Below are 21,415 nucleotides of genomic sequence, written 5' to 3' on the forward strand. Positions count from 1 at the left end.
CGGGTCCGGTTCGACGCGGGTTAAATCAGTGGATGAGTGAGCGCTCGCTCATTACTGTTGCCGCCATGGATTCCCGGCGAAGACGCGTCCCGGCCATGGCGCCGGAGGAACGACGGGCCGCCCTCATCGAGGCGACCATCCCGCTGCTGCACGAGCACGGCCTGGAGGTGAGCACCCGGCAGATCGCCCATGCCGCCGGGGTGGCCGAGGGCACCATCTTCGGCGTCTTCGAGAGCAAGAGCCAGCTCGTGGTCTGCTCGGTGATCAAGGCGCTGGACCCGCGGCCGACCCTCGACGCGCTGGCCGCGATCGACCCGGCCACCCCGCTGCGGGGCCGGGTCGCCGCCGCGGCCGAGCTGGTGCACAGCCGGTTCACCGAGAACGCGCAGTTGATGAACGAGGCCCGCAAGCTCATCTTCACGACCGCGCCGGACCCGGAGGCGCAGGCCCGGATGGCCGCGTCACGGCAGCAGCTGCACGACGCCGTCGTCGGCGTCTTCACCCCCGACGCGGCACGGTTGCGGGTCACCCCCGAACGGGCGGCCCGGCTGCTCCTGCTGCACTGCGGGGCCAACGCCTTCGGCCCCTTCGGCGAGCCGGGCGAATTCAGTGGCGCCGACCTGGCGTCCCTTCTGCTCGACGGCATCCAGTTGAGGGAAACGGAGCACGAGAAGTGCTGATCAAGATACTGAAAGTACATTTAGGGCCGTACCGGAAGGACATCACCCTGGTGGTGCTCTTCCAGTTCCTCCAGACGATCGCGACGCTCTACCTTCCCGCGCTCAACGCGGACATCATCGACAACGGCGTGGTCAAGGGCGACACCGGCTACGTCATGCGGGTCGGCGCCGGGATGCTCGGGATCACGCTGGTCCAGATCGCCGCCCAGGGCGTGGCGGTGTTCTTCGGCGCCCGGACGGCGATGGCCGTCGGCCGTGACCTGCGCGCCTCGATCTTCAACCGGGTGCAGGGCTTCTCGGCACGTGAGGTGGGCCAGTTCGGCGCACCCTCGCTGATCACCCGGATCACCAACGACGTCCAGCAGATCCAGATGCTGGTCCTGCTCACCTTCACGCTGATGGTCTCGGCGCCGATCATGTGCGTCGGCGGCATCGTGCTGGCGCTGCGGCTGGACGTCCCGCTGTCCTCGCTGCTGCTGGCCATCGTGCCGCTGCTGGTCATCGTGATCGGCCTGATCATCATGCGGATGCGGCCGCTCTTCCGGTCCATGCAGGAGCGTCTCGACCGGGTCAACCAGGTGATGCGCGAGCAGATCACCGGCATCCGGGTGATCCGCGCGTTCGTCCGGGACGACCACGAGCGGGAGCGCTACGGCATCGCCAACGGCGACCTCACCGACGTGTCGCTGCGGGTCGGCCGGATCATGGCGCTGATGTTCCCGACCGTGCTGCTGATCGTGAACCTGTCCAGCGTCGCGGTGCTCTGGTACGGCGGTCACCGGATCGACTCGGGCGGCATGGAGGTCGGCGAGCTCACCGCGTTCATCAGCTACCTCATGCAGATCCTCTTCTCGATCATGATGGCCACCTTCATGTTCATGATGGTGCCGCGCGCCGAGGTCTGCGCCGAGCGGATCGAGGAGGTGCTGAGCACCCCGTCCAGCGTGGCGGCGCCCACGGCGCCGGTCACCACGCTGTCGCGGCACGGCGAGCTCGAGCTCCGGGACATCGGCTTCCGCTATCCGGGCGCCGAGGCGGGCGTCCTCTCCGGGGTACGCCTGAGCGCGCACCCCGGCGAGGTGACCGCGATCATCGGCAGCACCGGCAGCGGCAAGACCACCCTGCTCAACCTGGTCCCCCGGCTCTTCGACGCCACCGAGGGCCAGGTCCTGGTCGACGGCGTGGACGTCCGGGAGATCGACCCGGCGCTGCTGTCGTCGGTGATCGGCCTGGTCCCGCAGCGGCCGTACCTGTTCACCGGCACGATCGCGTCCAACCTGCGCTACGGCAACCCGGACGCCACCGACGAGCAGCTCTGGGAGGCCCTCGAGATCGCCCAGGCCCGCTCGTTCGTGGAGTCGATGGAGGGGCAGCTGGAGGCCCCGATCGCGCAGGGCGGCACCAACGTCTCCGGCGGTCAGCGGCAGCGGCTCGCGATCGCCCGCACCCTGGTCCACCGGCCGGAGATCTACCTGTTCGACGACTCGTTCTCGGCACTCGACTACGCCACCGACGCGGCCCTGCGGGCGGCGCTGACCGAGCACATCACCGACGCCACCGTGGTGATCGTGGCGCAGCGGGTCAGCACCATCCGTGACGCCGACCGGATCATCGTGCTCGACGACGGTCAGGTGGTCGGCACCGGCACCCACGAGGAACTGATGGACACCAGCCCGACGTACCGCGAGATCGTCCTGTCCCAGCTCACGGTGGAGGAGGCCGCGGCATGACCGAGCGAAGCGAGCGTCATGAACGCGTTCTTTGTCCTTACTCGTTGGAAGGCACAGTCCGATGACTTCTCCACAACGTCGCGGTCCGGTCCCGGGTGGGCCTCCGGCCGCCCGCATGATGATGGCCGGTGGGCCGCCGGAGAAACTCGAGGACTTCAAGGGCTCCACCAAGCGGCTGCTCAAACTGCTCAAGCCACAGCGGCTGTTCGTCGGCGGGGCGCTGGCCTTCGGCGCGGTCGGCGTCTTCCTGTCGGTGCTCGGCCCGTACCTTCTCGGCCACGCCACCGACGTGATCTTCGCCGGGGTGGTCGGCCGGATGCTCCCGGCCGGGATCACCCAGGAACAGGCCGTCGAGGGGCTGCGGGCCCGCGGCGAGGACACCCAGGCCGACCTGCTCAGCGGCATCGCCGACCTGGTCCCCGGCCAGGGCATCGACTTCGACCGGCTGATGGGGGTCCTCGTCTGGGTGGCGGTCATCTACGTCTTCGCCTGGGTCTTCGGCGTCATGCAGGGCCGGCTCACCACCCACGCCGTCCAGGCCGCCGTCTACCAGTTGCGGCAGGACGTGGAGGAGAAACTGGCCCGGCTGCCGCTGTCCTATTTCGACAAGCAGCCGCGCGGTGAGGTGCTGAGCCGCGCCACCAACGACACCGACAACATCGCGCAGACTCTCCAGCAGACGTTCGCCCAGCTGGTCACGGCACTGCTGACGATCATCGGCGTACTCGGGATGATGTTCTGGATCTCGCCTCTGCTGGCCCTGATCGCCCTGGTCACGGTGCCGGTGTCGATCTGGCTGACCACCGTGATCGGCAAGCGGTCGCAGCCCCAGTTCGTCGCCCAGTGGAAGACCACCGGCCGGCTCAACGGGCACATCGAGGAGATGTTCACCGGGCACACGCTGGTCAAGGTCTTCGGCCGGCAGGACGAGGCGGCGGCGACCTTCAAGACCCACAACGATCATCTGTACGCGTCGAGCTTCCGCGCCCAGTTCATCTCCGGCCTGATCCAGCCCGCCATGATGTTCATCTCGAACGTCAACTACGTGCTGGTGGCGGTCGTCGGCGGTCTGCGGGTGGCGTCCGGCACCCTGACCCTCGGCGAGGTGCAGGCGTTCATCCAGTACAGCCGCCAGTTCAGCCAGCCGCTCACCCAGGTGGCCAGCATGGCGAACCTCGTACAGTCCGGGGTGGCCTCGGCCGAGCGGGTGTTCGCCCTGCTCGACGCCGAGGAGCAGTCGCCGGAGCCGGCCCCGGTCCGGCTCGGGGACGTGCAGGGGCGGATCACCTTCGAGAACGTGTCGTTCCGCTACCTGCCGGACAAGCCGCTCATCGAGAACCTGTCGCTGAGCGTCGAGCCCGGGCAGACCGTGGCGATCGTCGGCCCCACCGGCGCCGGCAAGACCACACTGGTCAACCTGCTGATGCGGTTCTACGACGTGACCGGTGGCCGGATCACGCTGGACGGGGTGGACATCGCCACCATGCCCCGCGAGCAGCTGCGGTCGCAGATCGGGATGGTCCTCCAGGACACCTGGCTGTTCGGCGGCAGCATCGCCGACAACATCGGGTACGGCGCCGCCGATTTCGACATGGCCGACGTCCATCAGGCCGCCGAGGCCGCCCACGTCGACGGTTTCGTGCGGATGCTGCCGGACGGCTACGACACGAAGATCGACGAGGAGGGGTCGAACGTCAGCGCCGGCCAGAGACAGCTGGTCACCATCGCGCGGGCGTTCCTCGCCGAGCCGAGCATCCTGATCCTCGACGAGGCGACCAGCTCGGTGGACACGCGTACCGAGGTGCTGATCCAGCGGGCCATGGCGACACTGCGCACCGGCCGGACCAGCTTCGTCATCGCGCACCGCCTCTCCACCATCCGCGACGCCGACGTGATCCTGGTGATGGAGAACGGCACGATCGTCGAACAGGGCGACCACGAGTCCCTGATCGCGGCCGACGGGGCGTACGCCCGGTTGTACTCGGCCCAGTTCGCCCAGGCAGTCGCCGAAGTGGACTGACCCTCACGGAACAGACGGAACGGGGGCGGCCGGTCGGCCGCCCCCGTCTCGTCTACCGGTCGATCGTCACTTCTTGACGGTGACCTTCTTGGTGGCGCTGTAACCGGCGTCCACACCGACCGCCGCGCTGCCGCCGACCCGGGCGCGCAGGGTCCAGCTGGACCCGGCCTTCGCCGAGACAGTCGACTGCCAGACACCCTTCGCGTCGGTGCTGCCCTTCCAACTGGTGGCCGACCACTTGCCGCCGCTGTAGCGCTCGACGGTCACGGCCGCCTTGGCAAGCTTCGGGTCAGCGGCGACCCGCAGGGTCAGCTTCCCCTTGGCGCCGGATGCCGCGGTGAACACCGGGTCCTGCATGACCCGGACCGTGATCTCGCTCGAGGTCACGCCCTCCTGCGACTTCGTCTGGAAGCGGTAACCCGTGGTGATCGTCCGGCTGAAGGAGTAGGCGCCGGTGCCGTCGGCCGTGGCCGAGGTGAGCTTCTTCAGCGGCTGCTTGGTGGCTGCCACCGGCGCGCCCCAGAGCTCGACGGTCTCACCCGCGCCGACCTTACCGGTGATCGTGACCGGGCCCGGGCCGTCGATCTTCGTCGACGACGCGCTGATGGTCGGCTTCGCAGGCTGGTAACCGTCGTTGGCCTCGATGACGATCACGCCGCTGGTCACCGTACCGCCGGTGCCGGTGCCGGAAACGACGATGCTCTCGGCCGGTTCCGCCTCGGTGTCGTCGTAGAGCTTGAGCTTGAGCGGCGGCACCGGCAGTTCCGTGCCGGCCAGGGTGCCCGCCGGGATGCTGACCGTCGTGGTGCTCGGGGGTGTGAAGTCCGAGGCGCTGGCCGCTCGGTGCCCGTCAGCCGCGGCACCCGTGAAGGTGAGGGTCAGGTTGGCGCCCGTCTGCGAGATGCCGGTGACCGTACCGACCACATCGACGGTGTCGCCCTCCTTGCCCTTACCACTGCGGATTTCCAGGTCGGGCGCCTTGTCATCGTTCTTGAGCGTCAGCGCGGCCGGATCCGCCCCCGGCGACGTGAGCCAGGTCGCACCATCGTCACCCGCGTCCGGAGTCACCGTCAGGCCCACGGTCTCGTCGGGCTCGTTCACCCCGTCGCCGTTGACCAGGACGGCGGCGTAACCGCTGGTCATCTCCGGCCCGATCGTCGCCGCCGTGCCGAGGTGGGCGAAGTCGTTGTCGCCGACCACCCCGGTAGCGGTGTCCACGGCCGTCGTCGCGGCGCCGTCCGGGGCGATGGTGAACGCGATCGGGTGGTCGCTGCCGTTGCTGAGCTTGATCGGCAGTAGGACCGCCGCCGTGTCACTACCCTCGTTCACCGCCAGGTTGTCGAAGGTGACCGTCGGCGCGGCATCGTCATCGGTGATGGTGATCTCGGTCGATCCGCCGACCACCGAGGCCGGGCTCTCGCCGGCAACCGGCGCGACGACGATCTCGAAGACCTCCCCGTCCGTGGCATCGACACGCGTGGCCGGGCCCTCGTCGATGGCGTCGCCGATGATGTCGACCATGAAGGTTTGAGTGGTCGTGCCGGCCGGGAACGTCAGTGTCCCGTTCGCCCCGACGAAGTCCCTCCCCAGAACGGCGTCACCGATTCCGGGCGTGCCGGCGCCGCCGGACACGGTGCTCCAGTCGGCCTTGACCGTCTTGCCGGCCGTGCCGCTCAGCGTGGCAGTGAACGTCTGCTGCCGGGTGCCGGCATTCCCCTCGGTGACCGCGATCGGCGTGATGGCCACCGTCGGCGCGGTTTCGTCGTCGGTGATGGTGGCGGTGGCCTTGGTCGGCGTTCCCAAAGTTGCGTTCGTCGGCTCGGAGATCTCGACGGCGAAGTCCTCGGGATCCTCGAAGAGCGTGTCAGCCGCGGTCGCGACATCGATAGTCGTCGTTGTCGCGTTGGCGGCGATGATCGCCGTACCCGACAAGGGAGCGGTGAGGTCGGCGTTCGTGCCGCTCGGAGTGGCCGCGGCATGTCCGGCCGCCGGGGTCACGTCGACGACGTTCCACTTGACCGTGATCGGCACCGCAGAGGCGGCACTCGCCGTCACAACGAAGCTGGCGGTGCCGGCCTCTGTCAGCGTCCCGGACGGGGGTGCGATCGACAGGGTCGGCAGGGCGTCGGCCGAGGCCGGCGCTGCCGCCACGAGGCTGGCGGCCGTCGCGACGGCGGCCAACAGGGCCCCTCGCAGGGATTTCGGGCCACGCAGCGCGAACGGAACCGAGCCGCTCTTGGCCGCATGGGCTTGTCGGTAGCGCATGTCTTTTCTTTCTCCTTCGGCGGCTGGGCTACCTCCGTCCTGGGAGGCCCCTGGCTTTGCGTCCCCGCCTCGCAGCGGGTTTGCCTGTTCGGGTACCGGGGCACCGGAAAACCGGCCCTCAGCAGCGCAAGCACCGGGATACCAATCCCGTGTGGGGCGATGCCTTCCGTAATCTAACCGGCGTATCGACGCCTTACCGGCGGAACGGGCTATTAAGACGAATCGTCCTCAAGTAACTCACCGTCCGCCACGGACAGTGATCAGAGCAGACCGTGCCGCATCGCGGTCGTGACAGCGGCCGTGCGATCGGCCACGTCGAGCTTGTTGAAGGCCCGGAGCAGATGCGTCTTCACGGTGGCCTCACTGATGAACAGCCGCTTGCCGATCTCGGCGTTGGTGAGACCGGCCGCGACCAGGCGCAGCACCTCGGTCTCGCGCGCCGACAGCGCCGGCGGCGCCGGGTTGCGCACCTGCCGGACCAGCGTGGACGCCACGCTCGGCGCCAGCACCGTCTCCCCGCGGGCGGCGGCCCGGACCGCATCGGCCAATTCCTTCGGGGAGGCGTCCTTCAGCAGGTAGCCTGCGGCGCCGGCCTCGATGGCGCGCAGAATGTCCCGGTCGGACTCGTAGGTGGTCAGCACCATCACGCGGACGTCGCTGGTGGCGGCCAGGATCCGCTCGATCGCCTCGACCCCGTCGCCGCCCGGCATGCGCAGGTCCATCAGCACGATGTCCGGGCGTTCGGCCAGCGCGAGCGCCACCCCGTCGACACCGGACGAGGCCTCGCCGACGACGGTCAGGCCGGGTTCGGCGTCGAGCATGCCCCGCAGGCCCATCCGCACCACGGGATGGTCGTCGACGAGGACGATGCGGATCACGCGGGGATCTCCAGTTCGACGGTGGTGCCGGTGTCGGCGTCGCTGCGGATGGTCAGGGTGCCGTCGATGTCGGCGGCTCGCGAGCGCATCCCGGAGAGGCCGAAGTTCCCGGAGATACCGGGGTCGAAGCCGCGGCCGTCGTCCCGGACCACCAGGCGCACCGAGTCCGTCGAGTACGCCAGCAGCACGGCGACCTCACGCGCCCCGGCATGCCGGCGGACGTTGGCCAGGGACTCCTGGGCGGCCCGCAGCAGCACCACTTCGGCCCGGGTCGGCAGGTCACGCTCGGTGCCGGTGATCCGGACGGTGGCGGGCACCCCGGCCTCTTCGGTGAAACGGGCGGCGCTACGGCGTACCGCCTCGGGCAGTGAAGCGGAAGCCAGCGCCGAGGGTGCGAGAGCCGCGACCATGGCCCGTGATTCGGCGAGATTCTCCCGTGCGGTACACACGGCGAGCGCGAGGCGCTCGTCCCTGAGGTCCGGGTCGACCGCCTGGAGCAGGGTGATGATGCTGGTGAAGCCCTGGGCGAGGGTGTCGTGGATCTCGCCTGCCAGGCGGGCCCGCTCGGCCGCCGCCCCGGCCTCGTGGGAGAGCCGGGCCACCTCGGCGCGGTTGGCCTCGAGTTCGGCGATGAGCTGGGCCCGCTGTTCGCTCTGCTCGGCCATCCTGGTGATCCAGACGCCGATGCAGAGGCCGGCGGCCGTGGAGATGGCCGCGATCACCAGGTGGATCAGGATCCCGCCGGGGTCGGCGCGGAGTTCCAGCACGACCGGGATCAGGTTGGCACAGAGGACCAGGACCACCGCCCGCCGCAGCGACACCAGCATGAAGAACAGCGGGATGATCATGAACATCAGCCAGGTGGTCACCGGCACGCCGGCCACGGCCACGGCGAAGAGCGGGAGGTACGCGACACTCACCAGCATCGACCGCTTGCCGTGGTGGTCGATCAGGATCAGCGGGCGGGCCGCGGCGAGGTAGAGCACCGCCATCGCGGCGATCGCGCCGACGGCGGCCGCCCGCTCGGTCACCGAATACCCGTCGGCCAGGAGGACCGCGGCCGCGATGGCGGCCGCGACCACCAGGAAATACAGCTCCCAGAGCCGGATGGACGGCGGGGAGCTCACTTCTCCCGGCTGCTCCACCGGAACGTCCACAAACACAGGACCAATCCGATCACACACCAGACTCCGAGCACCATGGCCACCATGCCCAGATCCCAGCTGCCGTTGATCTCCTGGGCCTCGGCCTCCGGCGGCAGGAAGACGTAGCGGAAGCCCTGGGCCATCCAGCGGACCGGGAACAGCGACGCCACCTTCTCCAGCCAGTCCGGCAACTGGCTCATCGGGTGGATGAAGACGCCGGAGATGAACTGCAACGCCACCACCGGCACGTTCAGGATGGCGCCGGCGTTGCGGGCGTTCCTGACCAGGGCACTGACCGCGACGCCGAGCAGCGAGCAGGCGATCACCGAGAGCAGGAAGATCCAGGTGAAGGTCACCCAGTGATCGGCCGGCGGCAGCGGCATGTCGAAGACCAGGACACCCACCCCGATCAGCACGGCCGCCTCGGCGACGCTGAGCAGCGTGACGAGAAGGGCCTTTCCGATCAGGTACGCCCACGCCGGCATCGGTGTGCCGCGCAGCCGCTTGAGAGTGCCGTCCTCCCGGTCCAGTGCGAGGCCGGAGCCCATCGTCACGAACGCGGTGTTGAGCACGCCGTACGCGATCATGCTGGCCGTGAAGATCCGGCTGGCCGCCACTCCGGCCTCACTGGACTCGCTGCCGAAGATGGTGCCGAAGAGCAGCAGGAGCAGCGCCGGGAAGAAGAAGGTGAAGACCACCGCGGTCCGGTCCCGCAGGAACTGGAGGATCTCGATGTGACCCCGGCTCAGGGCGACGGCGATCATCGGGCGGCTCCGATCAGGCTCAGGTAGGTGTCTTCGAGGGTGGGCCGGGTGATGGTCAGCGTGCTCAGGTCGGCGCCGCTGGCGACCAGGTGGCGGATCAGGTCGCTCGGGTCGGCGACCTGCTCGGTACGGGCCGTGCCGTCCTCCCGCCAGCTGACCCGGGCCTGGGCGGCGGCCCGCCCGCCGAGGGTGGCCGGGGTGCCCTCGGCGACGATCCGGCCGGCGGACATCACGGCGAGCCGGTCGGCGAGCGCCTCCGCCTCGTCGAGGTAGTGGGTGGTGAGCACGATGGTGGTGCCGTCACCGGCCAGGGTGCGGATCAGGTCCCAGAACTGGCGCCGCGCCTCCGGGTCGAAGCCGGTGGTGGGCTCGTCGAGGAAGAGCAGTTCGGGGCCGCCGACGATGCCGAGCGCCACGTCGACGCGCCGGCGCTGACCGCCGGAGAGCGTACGGATCCGGCTGTTCCGCTTGTCCTGGAGCCCGACCAGCTCGATCACCTCGCCGGGCTTGCGCGGGTCCGGGTAGAAGCCGGCCACGTGCCGGACCATCTCGTGCACGGTGAGGTCGGCGGCGTCGTCGGCGTCCTGGAGGACGATCCCGATCCGGGACCGCCAGGCCGAGCCGGCCCGCCCCGGGTCCTCGCCGAGCACCCGCACGTCACCGGCGGTACGGCGGCGGTGTCCTTCGAGGATCTCGACGGTGGTGGTCTTGCCCGCGCCGTTCGGGCCGAGCAGCGAGAAGATCTCGCCGCGGGCCACGACCAGGTCGATTCCGGCGACCGCGTCCCGGTCGCCGTAGGTCTTGCGAAGTCCGGTTACCTCGATGGCTTCCATACACGGAATCGTGCCGTCCGGGATGGTCCGGGCGGGACGACCGCGCGGCGGTCACCGGTTGTCCACCGATCGGTGGACACCGATCATTCCCAGCGGAACTTCCGGGCCGCCACGGCCGGCCAGAGCACCGCCCAGGCGACCAGGGCCAGCCAGATGCCGGCCGGCACCGAACCGCCGTGCATGAGCGTCTCGCGCAGCGCCTCGGCGTGTGCCGCGAGCGGCAGCAGGAACCAGCCGGCCGGGCCCAGGTCGGGGGCGCCGAACATGATGCCGCCGACGGAGAGCATCACCACGTAGATCAGGGTCGCCGCGCCGGTGGTGGTCTCCGGCTTGAGCACGCTGGCCAGCAGCAGGGCCAGGCCGCTGTACCCCGCGGCGGCCAGCACGGTGACCCCGAGCGCGGGGAGCAGGGCGCCGGCCTCCGGCCGCCAGCCGACGGCCAGGCCGACCAGGGCCAGCACCAGCACCTGCACCACGATCTGGACCAGCACGGCGGCGGTCTTGGCGAACAGCAGCCCGGGCCGGGTGAGCGGGGACGCGCCGAGCCTTTTCAGTACGCCGTAACTGCGCTCGTAGCCGGTGGTGATGGCCTGGCCGGTGAACGCCGTGGACATCACGGTGAGGGCCAGGACGCCGGGGACGACGTAGCCGAGCCGGTCCTCGGTGGGCAGGTTGGTGACGTCGAACAGGCCGGCGCCGAGCAGCACCAGCAGCGGGACGCCCATGGCGAGCACCACGGCCTCGCCCCGGCGGGCGGTCAGCAGCAGCTCCATGCGGATCTGGGTGGCCAGGATGGTCCGCATCGGGGCACGCCCGGGCGCGGGGGCGAAAGTGCTCACTGGGCGGCTCCCACCGGGGTCTGCGTGGTCAGGGAGAGGTAGACGTCCTCGAGGGTGCGGCGCCGGGTGTTCACCGCGGTCACGTCGGCGCCCGCCGACGCGAACCAGGCCAGCACCTGGGCCAGGCCGGCGGTGTCGAGGGCGCCGGAGATCGTGTACTGCCCCGGGGAGGGCTCGGCGACGCTCCACCGGCCGCGCAGCCCGGCCAGGTCCAGCCCCGGCTCGGCGCGGACCTCCAGGACGTCGACGGCCGCGGCCGAGGTCAGTTCGGCCGGGGTGCCGGTGGCCGCGATCCGGCCGGACCGCATGATCACCACGTCGTCGGCGAGCCGCTCCGCCTCGTCCAGCAGGTGGGTGGTGAGCAGCACCGAGACGCCGTCGGCGCGCAGCTCCTCGATCAGCTGCCAGGTGGTGTGCCGGGCCTCGGTGTCCATGCCGGCCGTCGGCTCGTCGAGGAACACCAGCTCCGGACGGCCGACCAGGGCCACCGCGAGGCTGAGCCGCTGCTGCTCGCCGCCGGAGAGACGGCGGAACCGGGTGCGCTCGAAGCGGCGCAGGCCGAGCCGGTCCAGCAGCATGTCGGTGTCCAGCGGGCTGGCCGCGAACGAGGCGAACAGCCGCAGGATCTCGCCGGCCGTGGCCCACGGGTAGACACCGCCGGACTGGAGCATGATGCCCAGCCGCGGCATCAGCGCGTCGTGATCGCCGACCGGGTCCAGCCCGAGCACCCGGGCCCGCCCGTCGTCCGGCCGGCGGAAGCCCTCACAGACCTGGAGCAGGCTGGTCTTGCCGGCGCCGTTGTGCCCGAGCAGGGCCAGCACCCGCCCGCGCGGCAGGCACAGGGAAACCCCGTCGACGGCCGTCGTGTCGCCGTAGCGCACCACGACGTCCGTCACCTCGACCGCGGCCGCGTCGCCACCAACCATGAGTCCCGCCTATCCGGATTCGTCCGCCACGGCCACCATACGGTGAGCCGCTGAGGCCCCCGGCCCGCGGTGCACCCCGATGGTCTGCCCCACACTCCCCCATGGCGGCGGTGGAGACCTCCTACCCAGGTCGGGCCTTATCGTCTCCGGGTATGAGCGTCGTACAGATCTACACCGACGGGGCGTGTGCCCCCAATCCCGGACCGGGCGGCTGGGGCGCGGTGCTGCGCTGGGGCACGGCCGAGAAGGATCTGTGCGGCGGCGAGGCCGATTCGACCACGAACAACCGGATGGAGCTGATGGCCCCGATCCGCGCGCTGGAGGCCCTGAACCGGGCTCCGCTCACGGTGGAGATCTACACCGACAGCGTCTACGTGCGCAACGGCATCACCCAGTACATGCACAACTGGAAGCGCAACGGCTGGCAGACCGCGGCCCGGCAGCCGGTGAAGAACGTCGACCTGTGGAAGCGGCTGGACGAGGCGGTGCGGCGGCACGAGGTGAGCTGGCACTGGGTGAAGGGGCACGCCGGCCACCCGGAGAACGAACGGGCCGACCGCCTCGCCGCCCGGGGGCTGCGCGAGGCGGTCGAGGCCGCGGGGAAGGGCTGAGACCGGGGTCCCGGTCCGGGAGGGGCCGCCGTCCGGAACCCCGGCGGTCTCAGCGGTGGATCACCAGGTCCAGGGCGCCCACCAGTGGCGTTCGTTCCGGGGCCGCGGCTGGGGCCGCGGCGGCTGCGGCGGCCGGGCGGCCGTCCGGGACGGGGACGGACTGGTCGAGGCGCTCGCGGAAGCCGACGCCGACACCGACGCGCTCGCCGAAGCCGAAGTTGAAGCCGAAGCCGAAGCCGAAGCCGAAGTTGAAGCCGAGGGCGACACCGAACCGGACGGTACGGCGCCGGACGGCGGCGGCCCGCTCGGTCCGCCCGACGGCGGGGTGCCGCCACCCGTCTCGACGTCGTCCGGGTCGACCGCGATGGTGAGCGCCGCGACGAAGCCCGCGTCGACGTCGCCGGTGACAGTGGCCATCTCGGTGGCGGCCAGGTCGTCGCTGAACACGTTGTCGGTGGCCAGGGTGATCTGGCTGAGGTTGGTGACGCTCGTGCTGTAGCCGTCGGTCGCGTACACCGTCTCGGAGACGTCCTCCGGGATGGCGATCTGCGAGGTCTTGATGATCGGGCCCGCGCCGTTGGTGGCGGTGTCCAGGGACTCGTACACCTCGAAGTGGATGTGCGGCCACCGGCCCGAGTAGCAGCCGGGGAAGATGCTGACGAAGGTGACCGTGCCGTCCTCGCCGGTCTCCTGGATGCCGCGCAGGTAGTTCTCGCCGGTGATGCCGTCGGAGTAGAGGGAGTAGTTGCCGTCCCGGTCGCAGTGCCACGCGTAGACGGCGGCTCCGGCGAGCGGCGCCCCGTCCAGGTCCTGGACGGTGAGGGAGAAGGTGAGCGGAACACCCTCCGCGGTGGTGGTCGAGCCGCCGAACGACGACCGGATGTCACTGCGGACGATCCCCGACTCGGTTCGTACGTCGATGCCGTTGGATCCGTCCGCCGGGTACGGGCCGGCAGTCTCCGAGGCGACCTCGATGAGCGCCGCGTCCGCGCCCTCGGCGGTTCGCAGGATCCCGGCTCCGAGGAGCGCCGCGGCCCCGGCGCCGCCGATCGTGTAGAGCATCCGCCGCCGGTTCATGGTGGCCAGGTCGAAGGCCAGGCCCTTGTCGTGGACCTCGCGGACGTACGCCGCGTTGTCCCGGTGCTGACCGGTCAAGTCTGCCGCCTTCCTGAGAGGAATCTGGGAAGGGCAGCAGAACATCGACGTTTGTGCCCGCACTGTCATCGGACTGTGCGGGACGTAAGGCTGAGATGAGCCGGATTGTTGACGATCTATCCGCGCGGCCGGGGGACCCGGCGCCCCACCTTGGCGCGGGCGACCCGGTCCGGCGGCAGTTCGTAGGTGGCGGACCGGACCAGCCCCTCGGGCACCGTGTGCCGCCCCTCCCGTTGCTCCGGCACCTCCGGGGCGAGCGGCACGACCCGCGGCGCGACCGGCCGCTGACCGGCGGCGCGCGCGGCCATGCTGAACACGCTGCGGGTGGCCGTCTCGTAGCCGTGCCGGTACGCCTCCCGCAGTTCCGCCCCGCTCTGCCGGCGCTGGTGGATCCGGCCCGCGACGTATCCGGCACAGGCCATCGCGGCGGCGGCCAAACCGACGAGGAGAAGGGTGTCGCCCGGTGCGCTCATTCTGCGATTGTGACGAATCGGATAGACCGTCAGCTATGGCCCGTTTGACGTACCCCGTAGGAATTAGGTTAATGGTCGCACTGTGCAATGAAGCGACGTTGAATGATGGGGGAAGTCCATGCGCACCACCCGGCGTGCCCTGGCGGCCGTCGTCGGCGCCACCGCGCTGCTGGTGACGTCCGCCTGCGGGCCCGGCGAGGACGACACCGCCGCTTCGACGGTCGAGGTCTTCACCTGGTGGGCCGGCGGCGGCGAGAAGGCGGGCCTGGACGCCCTGGCCGGCCTGTTCACGGAGTCCTGCCCCGGGCAGCGGTTCGAGAGCGGCGTGGTCCCCGGCGGCGCCGGGGTGGACGCCAAGCAGGTGCTCGCCGCCCGCCTCCAGCACAACGACGCCCCGGACACGTTCCAGGTGCACGCCGGCGCGGAACTGCTCGACCACATCGACGCGGACCAGGTGCGGGACCTCAGCGCGGAGTACCAGACCTGGGGCCTGCGCGACGCGCTGCCGGCCGGCCTGGTCGCCGACCTCACCGTCGACGACCGGATCTACTCGGTTCCGGCCGGTGTGCACCGGGCCAACGTGGTCTGGACCAACGACCAGGTGCTCGCCGACGCCGGCATCCTGGTCGCCCCGAAGACCCTGAGGGAGTTCATCGGCAACCTGGAGCGGTTGCGCCGCTCCGGGGTCGAGTCCCCGCTCGCGCTCGGCCGTGACTGGACCCAGCTCATGCTGCTGGAGTCGGTGCTGATCAGCGATCTCGGCCCGAAGCGGTTCAGCGGCCTGTTCACCGGCGCGACGAAATGGGACAGCCGGGCGGTCGAGCTGGCGATCGGGGACTACGCCCGGATCATCGGGTTCAGCAACACCGACCGCGACTCGCTCGACTGGCCGGAGGCCACCCGCCTGCTCATCGACGGCAAGGCCGGCTACCAGCTGATGGGCGACTGGGTCACCGCCGAGATGACGGCGAACACCTTCAGCGGGTACGACAGCTTCACCTTCCCCGGCAACGGCAAGGCCTTCCAGTGGCTGGCCGACTCGTTCACGCTGACCACCGACGCGGCCAACCCCGAGGGCGCCCGCTGCTGGCTGGCGACCGTCGCCTCGCCGCGCGGACAGCAGGCGTTCAGCGTGCGCAAGGGCTCCATCCCGGCCCGGACCGACGCGCCGACCGACGGCTTCACCGACTACCAGCTCGAGGCGGTCGAGGACTGGCGGTCGGGCACCCCGGTCCCGTCCTGCGCGCACGGCTCGGCCTGCTCGCAGCCCTGGCAGAACGCGGCCAACGCGGCACTCGGCGCCTTCTCCACCTCGGGTGACGCCACCGCGTTGCAGAGCGCCCTCGCCGCGGCCGCCAAACAGTTCATCAGGCAGCCGTAACGGGGCACGATGGGTGCATGGGTGAGGAACGTGACGGCGTACCGCTGACCAACCTGGATCAGGAGCTGTTCGGAGGAGCCGGGGCCACCAAGCGGGACCTGATCGACTACCTGGACGCGATGGCCGGCCGGTTCCTGCCGGTGCTGCGGGACCGGCCGCTCTCGGTCATCCGGGTGCTCCGCGGCCAGGACCGGTTCATGCAGAAGAACCTGCCGAAGTACACGCCGGACTGGGTGCCCCGGGCCACGGTCTGGGCCGGCTCGTCGCACCGTGAGGTGACCTACCCGCTGGCCAACGACCGCCGCACGCTCTACTGGCTGGGCAATCAGCGGGCCGTGGAGTACCACCCGGCGCTGATGACCGCCGGATCCACCCACCCGACCCACCTGATCATGGATCTGGACCCGCCGGAGGACGGCGGCTTCGGGCTGGCCGTGGCCGGCGCCCGGCTGGTCCGGCGGGCGCTCGCCGACATCGGGATGTCCGGGGCGGTCAAGACCAGCGGGGCCAAGGGCGTGCACGTCTTCGTCCCGCTCGCCGAGGGCGCCGCCGTGGAGGACGTGGCGGCCGCCCAGCGCGCGGTCGCCGCCCGGGCCGAGCGTCTCGACCCGGAACTGGCCACCACCGCGTTCATCCGGGAGGACCGGCACGGCCGGGTGTTCCTCGACGCCACCCGGGCGGGCGGGGCCACCGTGGCGGCGGCGTACAGCCCGCGGGCCCGGCCCGGCGTGCCGGTCTCGTTCCCGGTCGGCTGGGACGACCTGGACCGGGTCACGCCCGCCGACTTCACCCTGCACACCGTGCCCGGCCTGCTCGGCGACCGCGATCCGTGGGCGGCCGGCATGCCCGCCCCGCAGCGGCTCGACCCCGGGCTGGTCGCCGAGGGACACACCATCCCGGTGGCCCGGGTGCAGGCCATGCACGAGGGGAAGCGCCGCGCCCGGGCACGCCGGGAGGCCGCCGGCGAGAGCTAGGGTCTACACCGATCGGTGTAGGCCGGTACGCGGGAGGCGTCGATGCGGTTGACAGCGGCGGTAGGACGCGCCGCCCCGCCCGGCGAACCTAGCGTCCCCGGCATGACGACGAACCTGACCCGCACCGCCGCCGTCCTGACCCTGGTGGGTGTGCCGACCGGGCTCGCCCTGACCGGTGGGCTCGGCGAGACCGTCCTGGTCGGCACGCTCGCCGTGGGCCTGGCCGGACTGGTCCTGGCCGCCCGGCGGTGGCCGCTCGGCGTGCTCCTCATCTCCTTCTGCACCGTCGCCGCCTGGCGGGTGGCCGAGCTCATCACGGCCGGCTGGCTGTGGCCCGCGACCGCCGCCCTGGTGGCGCTGGTCCTGGCCGGGCGGCCGCGGACCGCGATCATCGCCTCGGCGCTCATGCTGTTCTGGGGTCTCACCTGGGACACCTTCGTCCAGCCGCACTCGCCCGACTGGGTGCTCGCCCACCTCGGCGGGGAGGCGCTGTGGGTGGCCGCCGCGCTTGCCGGCGCGTCCGCGTACCGGAACACGCTCCGCTGGCGTGCCGAGATGGCGCACCGGATCACCCAGGACGAGCAGCGGCGGCGGCTCGAGGCGCGCCGGAGGCGGGCCGAGGAGCGGGTGGAGATCGCCCGTGACCTGCACGACGTGGTCTCGCACACGCTGGCCGTGGTCGGCGTGCACCTGAACGTGGCGCTGGACGCGTTCGACGAGGAGCCGGAGGAGGCGAAGGCCTCGCTGAAGCTGGCCCAGGAGGTCCGCGGCCGGGCCATGACCGACCTGAAGGCGCTGGTCGGCGTGCTGCGCGAAGGTGAACTGCCGGCGCTTTCGGGCTTGGAGCGGCTGATCGGCCGGGTCCGTGACGCCGGGCTGGACGTGTCGTTCAACGAGGTCGGCGACCCGGTCGAGGTGCCGGCGCCGGTGGCCGCCGCCGTCTACCGGGTGGTGCAGGAGTCGCTGACCAACACCGTCCGGCACGCGGGCGCCACCCGTGTCCGGGTCACCCTGCGTTACGCGCCCGGGAGCGTCCTGGTCGACGTGCACGACGACGGGACGGCGGCCGGACCGGTGTCCGACGGACACGGCATCGCCGGCATGCGGGAGCGGGTGGCCGCGCTCGGCGGCGCGCTCACCGCCGGTCCGGTCAAGGACGGATTCACGGTACGCGCGACGATCCCGATCACGGAGTGAAGATGACCATCTCGGTGCTCCTCGCCGACGACCAGCACCTGGTCCGCGCCGGTTTCCGCAGTCTGCTGCGGCGCGGGCGGGACATCACGGTGGTGGGCGAGGCGTCCACCGGTGACGAGGCGGTGCGCGCCGCCCGTACCCTGCGTCCCGACGTGATCCTGATGGACATCCGGATGCCCGGGATGGACGGCATCACGGCCACGAGGCAGATCCTCGGCTTCCACCCCGCGAAGATCATCATTCTGACCACCTTCGAGACCGACGAGTACGTGTTCGCCGCCCTCGCGGCCGGGGCCAGCGGCTTCCTCACCAAGGAGATCGACCCGGACGGGCTGCGCAACGCGGTCCGGGTGGTGGCCGCCGGGGACGCGCTGCTCTCCCCCAGCGTCACCCGCCGGGTGGTCGGTGAGTTCGCCCACCGCCCGGTCCCGGCGGCCGCGTCCCCCGGCGGCGACCGGCTGGCGGTGCTCACCGAGCGGGAGCGTGAGGTGGTCCGGCTGGTCGCCACCGGCCTCTCCAACGACGACATCGCCCGCGAGCTGGTGATCAGCCCGCTGACCGCGAAGACCCACGTCACCCGGGCGATCGCCAAGCTGGGCGTCCGCGACCGGGTGCAGCTGGTGATCGTGGCGTTCCAGGACGGCCTGGTCGGGAACTGACCCGCGGGATCTCCTCAAGACCGGCTGCCCCGGCCCGATGACCCGGTTACCACCACTGCACGGTGGGGGACCGGAAAGGGGTGAGCGGATGGCGGTAGACCGTACGGCCATGGATCCTGGCGCGCTGCGTCGCTGGGCCCGCCACTGTGTCGCGGTCGGAGCCCTGTTCCTGGTCGTCGCCGTCCTGGTGGCGAGCAGGGCCGGCGGCACGGCCACGGCCGGCGCCATCGGCACCTGGGCCCTGCTGGCCGGGGCCGTGATCGCGGCCGGCGCCTGCGTGTGGCGGTCCCTCGCCTTCACCGGCCGGGCTCGCTGGAGCTGGACACTGCTCGCCGCCGGGCTGCTGGCCTGGGGTGTCGCCCAGTTCGCATGGCTCGCCCGCAGGTGGGTGCCGGGCTTGCCGGACGCCCTGGCGCAACCGGGCGCGGAGGACATCGGCCTGGTCGGGCTGGGCCTGTTGATCCCGGTTGCGCTGCTGACCATGCCGCGCGCCGCCCAGCCCCTGGTGAATCGGATCCGCAGCGTCCTCGACGGCCTGCTGATCGCGACGTCGCTCGTACTGATCTCCTGGATCTTCGTCATGGACGACCTCCAGGCCGGCGCGCACGGGCCACGTTTCTACCTGACGCTGTTCGTCCCGCTGGCCGACATCGTGATCGCCACCATGGTCGCCTACATGCTGCCGTTGCGGCGAGACCGGCGCGGCTTCGGCGCCGACCTGACGTTCGTCTGCGCCGGGATGCTCGCCTTCGCGGTCGCCGACGCCGGGCACGTCTATCTGTACCTGGTCCAGGACTTCGGCGCCGGGCCGGTCGTGCACCTGGGCTGGCTGGCCGGCTACGCGCTGATCACGATGGGCGCGCTGCGGCCCCGGGTAGCCGCCGACACCCCGCTGAACCTGCCGCCGGCCGTGTGGAGCACCGCGGCCATGCTGCCGTACCTCCTGGTGCTGTCCGCCCTGGGCACCAGCGTCGTCTTCCAGCTGCAAGCCGGCTTCAGCCACCGGTTCGTGTCCCTCAGCAGGTCCTTCCTGATCCTGCTGCTCGTCGGCCGGCAGTTGCTCACCCAGCTGGAGAACCGGGCGCTGACCCGCGGCCTGGAGACCCGGGTCGCCGACCGCACCGCCGAGCTGTACGCCCGTGAGCAGCACTTCCACGCCCTCATCCGGCACAGCTCGGATGTGATCACGGTGATCGACAGCTCCGGGGTGATCCGCTACCAGTCCGAGTCGATGCAGCGCGTGTTCGGCTACCCGGCGGCGGTGTTCGTCGGCCGCCGCTACACCGACCTGGTCGACGCCGAGGTGGCGATGCGGCTGGCCCAGGCGATGCGGCAGGTCGCCGCCCGCCCGTTCGCCAGCGTCACCCTCGAGGTCGTGCACACCCACCAGGACGGGCGCAAGCGGCCCTCCGAGGCGATCATCACGAACCTGGTGAACGACCCGCACGTGGCTGGCTTCGTGCTGAACACCCGGGACATCAGCGACCGGATGGAGCTCCAGGAGCAGCTCGTCCACGAGGCGTACCACGACTCGCTCACCCAGCTCGCCAACCGTGCCCTGTTCCGTGAGCGGACCGCCGCCACGCTGGAGAGCGGCGCCACCGCCACCGTGCTGCACCTCGACATGGACGGTTTCAAGCGGGTCAACGACAGTCTCGGGCACCTGGCCGGCGACCAGTTGCTGGTCCGTATCGCCGACCGGCTGCGCGGCTGCCTCCGCGAGGACGATCTGGTGGCCCGGTTCGGCGCCGACGAGTTCGGGGTGCTGCTGACCGGCGACGACGGCGCCGAGGACGTGGCCCGGCGGATCCTCGGCGACCTGGACGCGCCGGTCATGCTCGGTGCACGGCAGATCTACGTACGGGCCAGCGTCGGCCTGGCCGGCACCGACCTGCTGGAGGAGTCCGCCGACACGCACGGTGACCGGGCCGAGCAGTTGATGCGCAACGCCGACCTGGCCATGCACCACGCCAAGGCGGTCGGCGGCGGCGTCTTCGCGACCTACCGCCCGCGGATGCGCGACGGCCTGGTCGAGCGCCTGGAACTCGAGGCCGACCTGCGCGCCGCCCTGGAGAACGGTGAGCTGCGCCTGCACTACCAGCCCACCGTCGACCTGGAGACCAGCCGGGTGGTCGGCTTCGAGGCGCTGGTCCGCTGGCCGCACCCGACCCGCGGCATGATCAACCCGCTGGACTTCATCCCGATCGCCGAGGCCACCGGCCTGATCGTGCCGCTGGGCCGCTGGGTACTGCACGAGGCGTGCCGTCAGGCCGTCGAATGGTCGGCCGGCGCCGACGGCCGCCCGCTCAAGATGTCGGTCAACGTCTCGGTACGCCAGTTCGACCGGGCCGACCTGGCCGAGACCGTCGCCGCCGTGCTCGCCGAGACCGGAATGCCCGCCGACCGTCTCTGCCTGGAGATGACCGAGAGCGTCCTGATGACCGACACCGAGGCGAACCTGGAGCAACTGGTCCGCCTCAAGGCGCTCGGCCTCACCCTGGCCATCGACGACTTCGGCACCGGCTACTCGTCCCTGGCCTACCTGCGCCGCTTCCCGGTCGACACCCTCAAGATCGACCGCTCGTTCGTCGAACGCCTGGGCGTCATCGCCGACGACACCGCCCTCACCGACACGATCGTCCGCCTGGGCCGCAGCCTGGGCATGGCCACCGTCGCCGAGGGCATCGAGGAGTTCGGCCAGCTCGCGGCCCTCCGGGAGATGGGTTGCGGTTTCGCCCAGGGCTACTACTTCTCCCGCCCGGTCCCGGCCGACGAGGCCGGCCGCCTCTTCCTGGAAGGAGCACACACACCCGCCTGACCCAGGCGTACCGGAGAAGGTCCTCGGAGAAGGACCCGGCAGATGCGCCGCGGCCGAGACGCGGCAC

18 protein-coding genes and 1 riboswitch are annotated in these 21,415 nt (G+C 71.0%); of the genes, 9 read left to right on the forward strand and 9 right to left on the reverse strand.

All coding sequences use genetic code 11. The annotated features are described in order from the left end of the window. The first annotated feature begins 65 nt into the window (after window positions 1-65). From BJ964_RS02435 to BJ964_RS02445, 3 genes are all read left to right on the forward strand, one after another. Window positions 66-680, forward strand: coding sequence for a TetR/AcrR family transcriptional regulator (locus tag BJ964_RS02435; RefSeq protein WP_188119137.1), 615 nt, complete (start codon window positions 66-68; stop codon window positions 678-680). Next, window positions 674-2,410: an ABC transporter ATP-binding protein gene (locus BJ964_RS02440; protein WP_188119138.1), complete on the forward strand. Its 1,737-nt coding sequence runs from the start codon at window positions 674-676 to the stop codon at window positions 2,408-2,410. The genes BJ964_RS02435 and BJ964_RS02440 overlap by 7 nt, the downstream gene beginning before the upstream one ends. 61 nt (window positions 2,411-2,471) lie before the next feature. Beyond that, entirely contained in the window at window positions 2,472-4,430 is a 1,959-nt protein-coding gene (locus BJ964_RS02445) for an ABC transporter ATP-binding protein (RefSeq protein WP_188119139.1), read from the forward strand. A gap of 66 nt (window positions 4,431-4,496) precedes the next feature. Here the strand turns inward: BJ964_RS02445 and BJ964_RS02450 are convergent, their stop codons facing one another. The 7 genes from BJ964_RS02450 to BJ964_RS02480 all read right to left on the reverse strand — a co-directional run bounded on the left by BJ964_RS02450 (window position 4,497) and on the right by BJ964_RS02480 (window position 12,080). Further along, window positions 4,497-6,695 (reverse strand): Calx-beta domain-containing protein, encoded by a 2,199-nt coding sequence (locus tag BJ964_RS02450; RefSeq protein WP_188119140.1) that lies wholly within the window; start codon window positions 6,693-6,695, stop codon window positions 4,497-4,499. 15 nt (window positions 6,696-6,710) lie between these two features. Further along, window positions 6,711-6,790: riboswitch (cyclic di-GMP riboswitch) on the reverse strand. 165 nt (window positions 6,791-6,955) lie between these two features. Then, a complete protein-coding gene (locus BJ964_RS02455) occupies window positions 6,956-7,573 on the reverse strand; it encodes a response regulator (RefSeq protein ID WP_188119141.1) in 618 nt (205 codons plus the stop codon). Next, window positions 7,570-8,700, reverse strand: a complete 1,131-nt coding sequence (locus BJ964_RS02460; protein WP_229806688.1) for a sensor histidine kinase — start codon at window positions 8,698-8,700, stop codon at window positions 7,570-7,572. Before BJ964_RS02460 ends, BJ964_RS02455 begins: the two co-directional genes overlap by 4 nt. Then, the gene (locus BJ964_RS02465) at window positions 8,697-9,482 is read right to left on the reverse strand and encodes an ABC transporter permease (RefSeq protein ID WP_188119142.1); all 786 of its coding nucleotides are present in this window, start codon (window positions 9,480-9,482) and stop codon (window positions 8,697-8,699) included. Before BJ964_RS02465 ends, BJ964_RS02460 begins: the two co-directional genes overlap by 4 nt. Next, window positions 9,479-10,315, reverse strand: a complete 837-nt coding sequence (locus BJ964_RS02470) for an ABC transporter ATP-binding protein (RefSeq protein WP_188119143.1) — start codon at window positions 10,313-10,315, stop codon at window positions 9,479-9,481. Before BJ964_RS02470 ends, BJ964_RS02465 begins: the two co-directional genes overlap by 4 nt. A gap of 83 nt (window positions 10,316-10,398) precedes the next feature. Beyond that, window positions 10,399-11,154: an ABC transporter permease gene (locus BJ964_RS02475; protein ID WP_229806687.1), complete on the reverse strand. Its 756-nt coding sequence runs from the start codon at window positions 11,152-11,154 to the stop codon at window positions 10,399-10,401. Then, window positions 11,151-12,080, reverse strand: a complete 930-nt coding sequence (locus tag BJ964_RS02480; protein WP_188119144.1) for an ABC transporter ATP-binding protein — start codon at window positions 12,078-12,080, stop codon at window positions 11,151-11,153. The genes BJ964_RS02475 and BJ964_RS02480 overlap by 4 nt, the downstream gene beginning before the upstream one ends. Window positions 12,081-12,232: 152 nt before the next feature. Here BJ964_RS02480 and rnhA point away from each other — a divergent pair, with 152 nt between their 5' ends. Beyond that, window positions 12,233-12,691, forward strand: coding sequence for a ribonuclease HI (gene rnhA / locus BJ964_RS02485; RefSeq protein ID WP_188119145.1), 459 nt, complete (start codon window positions 12,233-12,235; stop codon window positions 12,689-12,691). A 60-nt stretch (window positions 12,692-12,751) separates the two neighbouring features. On the opposite strand, the gene BJ964_RS47695 is transcribed toward rnhA, so the two are convergent. After that, window positions 12,752-13,846, reverse strand: coding sequence for an intradiol ring-cleavage dioxygenase (locus BJ964_RS47695; protein WP_307838029.1), 1,095 nt, complete (start codon window positions 13,844-13,846; stop codon window positions 12,752-12,754). Between the two features lie 116 nt (window positions 13,847-13,962). Next, complete coding sequence (locus tag BJ964_RS02495) at window positions 13,963-14,319, reverse strand: hypothetical protein (protein WP_188119146.1); 357 nt, start codon at window positions 14,317-14,319, stop codon at window positions 13,963-13,965. Window positions 14,320-14,437: 118 nt separating this feature from the next. Between BJ964_RS02495 and BJ964_RS02500 the strand changes: the two genes are divergently transcribed. The 5 genes from BJ964_RS02500 to BJ964_RS02520 all read left to right on the forward strand — a co-directional run bounded on the left by BJ964_RS02500 (window position 14,438) and on the right by BJ964_RS02520 (window position 21,348). Continuing rightward, window positions 14,438-15,700 carry an ABC transporter substrate-binding protein gene (locus BJ964_RS02500; RefSeq protein WP_188119147.1) on the forward strand — a complete coding sequence of 421 codons (1,263 nt, stop codon included), beginning with the start codon at window positions 14,438-14,440 and terminating at the stop codon, window positions 15,698-15,700. A gap of 17 nt (window positions 15,701-15,717) precedes the next feature. Continuing rightward, window positions 15,718-16,674, forward strand: coding sequence for a DNA polymerase domain-containing protein (locus BJ964_RS02505; RefSeq protein ID WP_188119148.1), 957 nt, complete (start codon window positions 15,718-15,720; stop codon window positions 16,672-16,674). 102 nt (window positions 16,675-16,776) lie between these two features. Beyond that, window positions 16,777-17,871, forward strand: a complete 1,095-nt coding sequence (locus BJ964_RS02510; protein ID WP_229806686.1) for a sensor histidine kinase — start codon at window positions 16,777-16,779, stop codon at window positions 17,869-17,871. 2 nt (window positions 17,872-17,873) lie between these two features. Further along, entirely contained in the window at window positions 17,874-18,530 is a 657-nt protein-coding gene (locus BJ964_RS02515; protein ID WP_188119150.1) for a response regulator transcription factor, read from the forward strand. A gap of 88 nt (window positions 18,531-18,618) precedes the next feature. Next, window positions 18,619-21,348, forward strand: a complete 2,730-nt coding sequence (locus tag BJ964_RS02520; protein WP_229806685.1) for an EAL domain-containing protein — start codon at window positions 18,619-18,621, stop codon at window positions 21,346-21,348. The last annotated feature ends 67 nt before the right edge of the window (window positions 21,349-21,415 follow it).

This window comes from Actinoplanes lobatus (assembly GCF_014205215.1).
GTDB lineage: Bacteria > Actinomycetota > Actinomycetes > Mycobacteriales > Micromonosporaceae > Actinoplanes > Actinoplanes lobatus.

Bases quoted from the DNA above. Each gene is read 5' to 3' on its own strand.
- BJ964_RS02435 (WP_188119137.1), top strand. From the start codon at position 66: ATGGATTCCCGGCGAAGACGCGTCCCGGCCATGGCGCCGGAGGAACGA.
- BJ964_RS02445 (WP_188119139.1), top strand. From the start codon at position 2,472: ATGACTTCTCCACAACGTCGCGGTCCGGTCCCGGGTGGGCCTCCGGCC.
- BJ964_RS02450 (WP_188119140.1), bottom strand. From the start codon at position 6,695: ATGCGCTACCGACAAGCCCATGCGGCCAAGAGCGGCTCGGTTCCGTTC.
- BJ964_RS02465 (WP_188119142.1), bottom strand. From the start codon at position 9,482: ATGATCGCCGTCGCCCTGAGCCGGGGTCACATCGAGATCCTCCAGTTC.
- BJ964_RS02470 (WP_188119143.1), bottom strand. From the start codon at position 10,315: ATGGAAGCCATCGAGGTAACCGGACTTCGCAAGACCTACGGCGACCGG.
- BJ964_RS02480 (WP_188119144.1), bottom strand. From the start codon at position 12,080: ATGGTTGGTGGCGACGCGGCCGCGGTCGAGGTGACGGACGTCGTGGTG.
- rnhA (WP_188119145.1), top strand. From the start codon at position 12,233: ATGAGCGTCGTACAGATCTACACCGACGGGGCGTGTGCCCCCAATCCC.
- BJ964_RS02495 (WP_188119146.1), bottom strand. From the start codon at position 14,319: ATGAGCGCACCGGGCGACACCCTTCTCCTCGTCGGTTTGGCCGCCGCC.
- BJ964_RS02500 (WP_188119147.1), top strand. From the start codon at position 14,438: ATGCGCACCACCCGGCGTGCCCTGGCGGCCGTCGTCGGCGCCACCGCG.
- BJ964_RS02505 (WP_188119148.1), top strand. From the start codon at position 15,718: ATGGGTGAGGAACGTGACGGCGTACCGCTGACCAACCTGGATCAGGAG.
- BJ964_RS02510 (WP_229806686.1), top strand. From the start codon at position 16,777: ATGACGACGAACCTGACCCGCACCGCCGCCGTCCTGACCCTGGTGGGT.
- BJ964_RS02515 (WP_188119150.1), top strand. From the start codon at position 17,874: ATGACCATCTCGGTGCTCCTCGCCGACGACCAGCACCTGGTCCGCGCC.
- BJ964_RS02520 (WP_229806685.1), top strand. From the start codon at position 18,619: ATGGCGGTAGACCGTACGGCCATGGATCCTGGCGCGCTGCGTCGCTGG.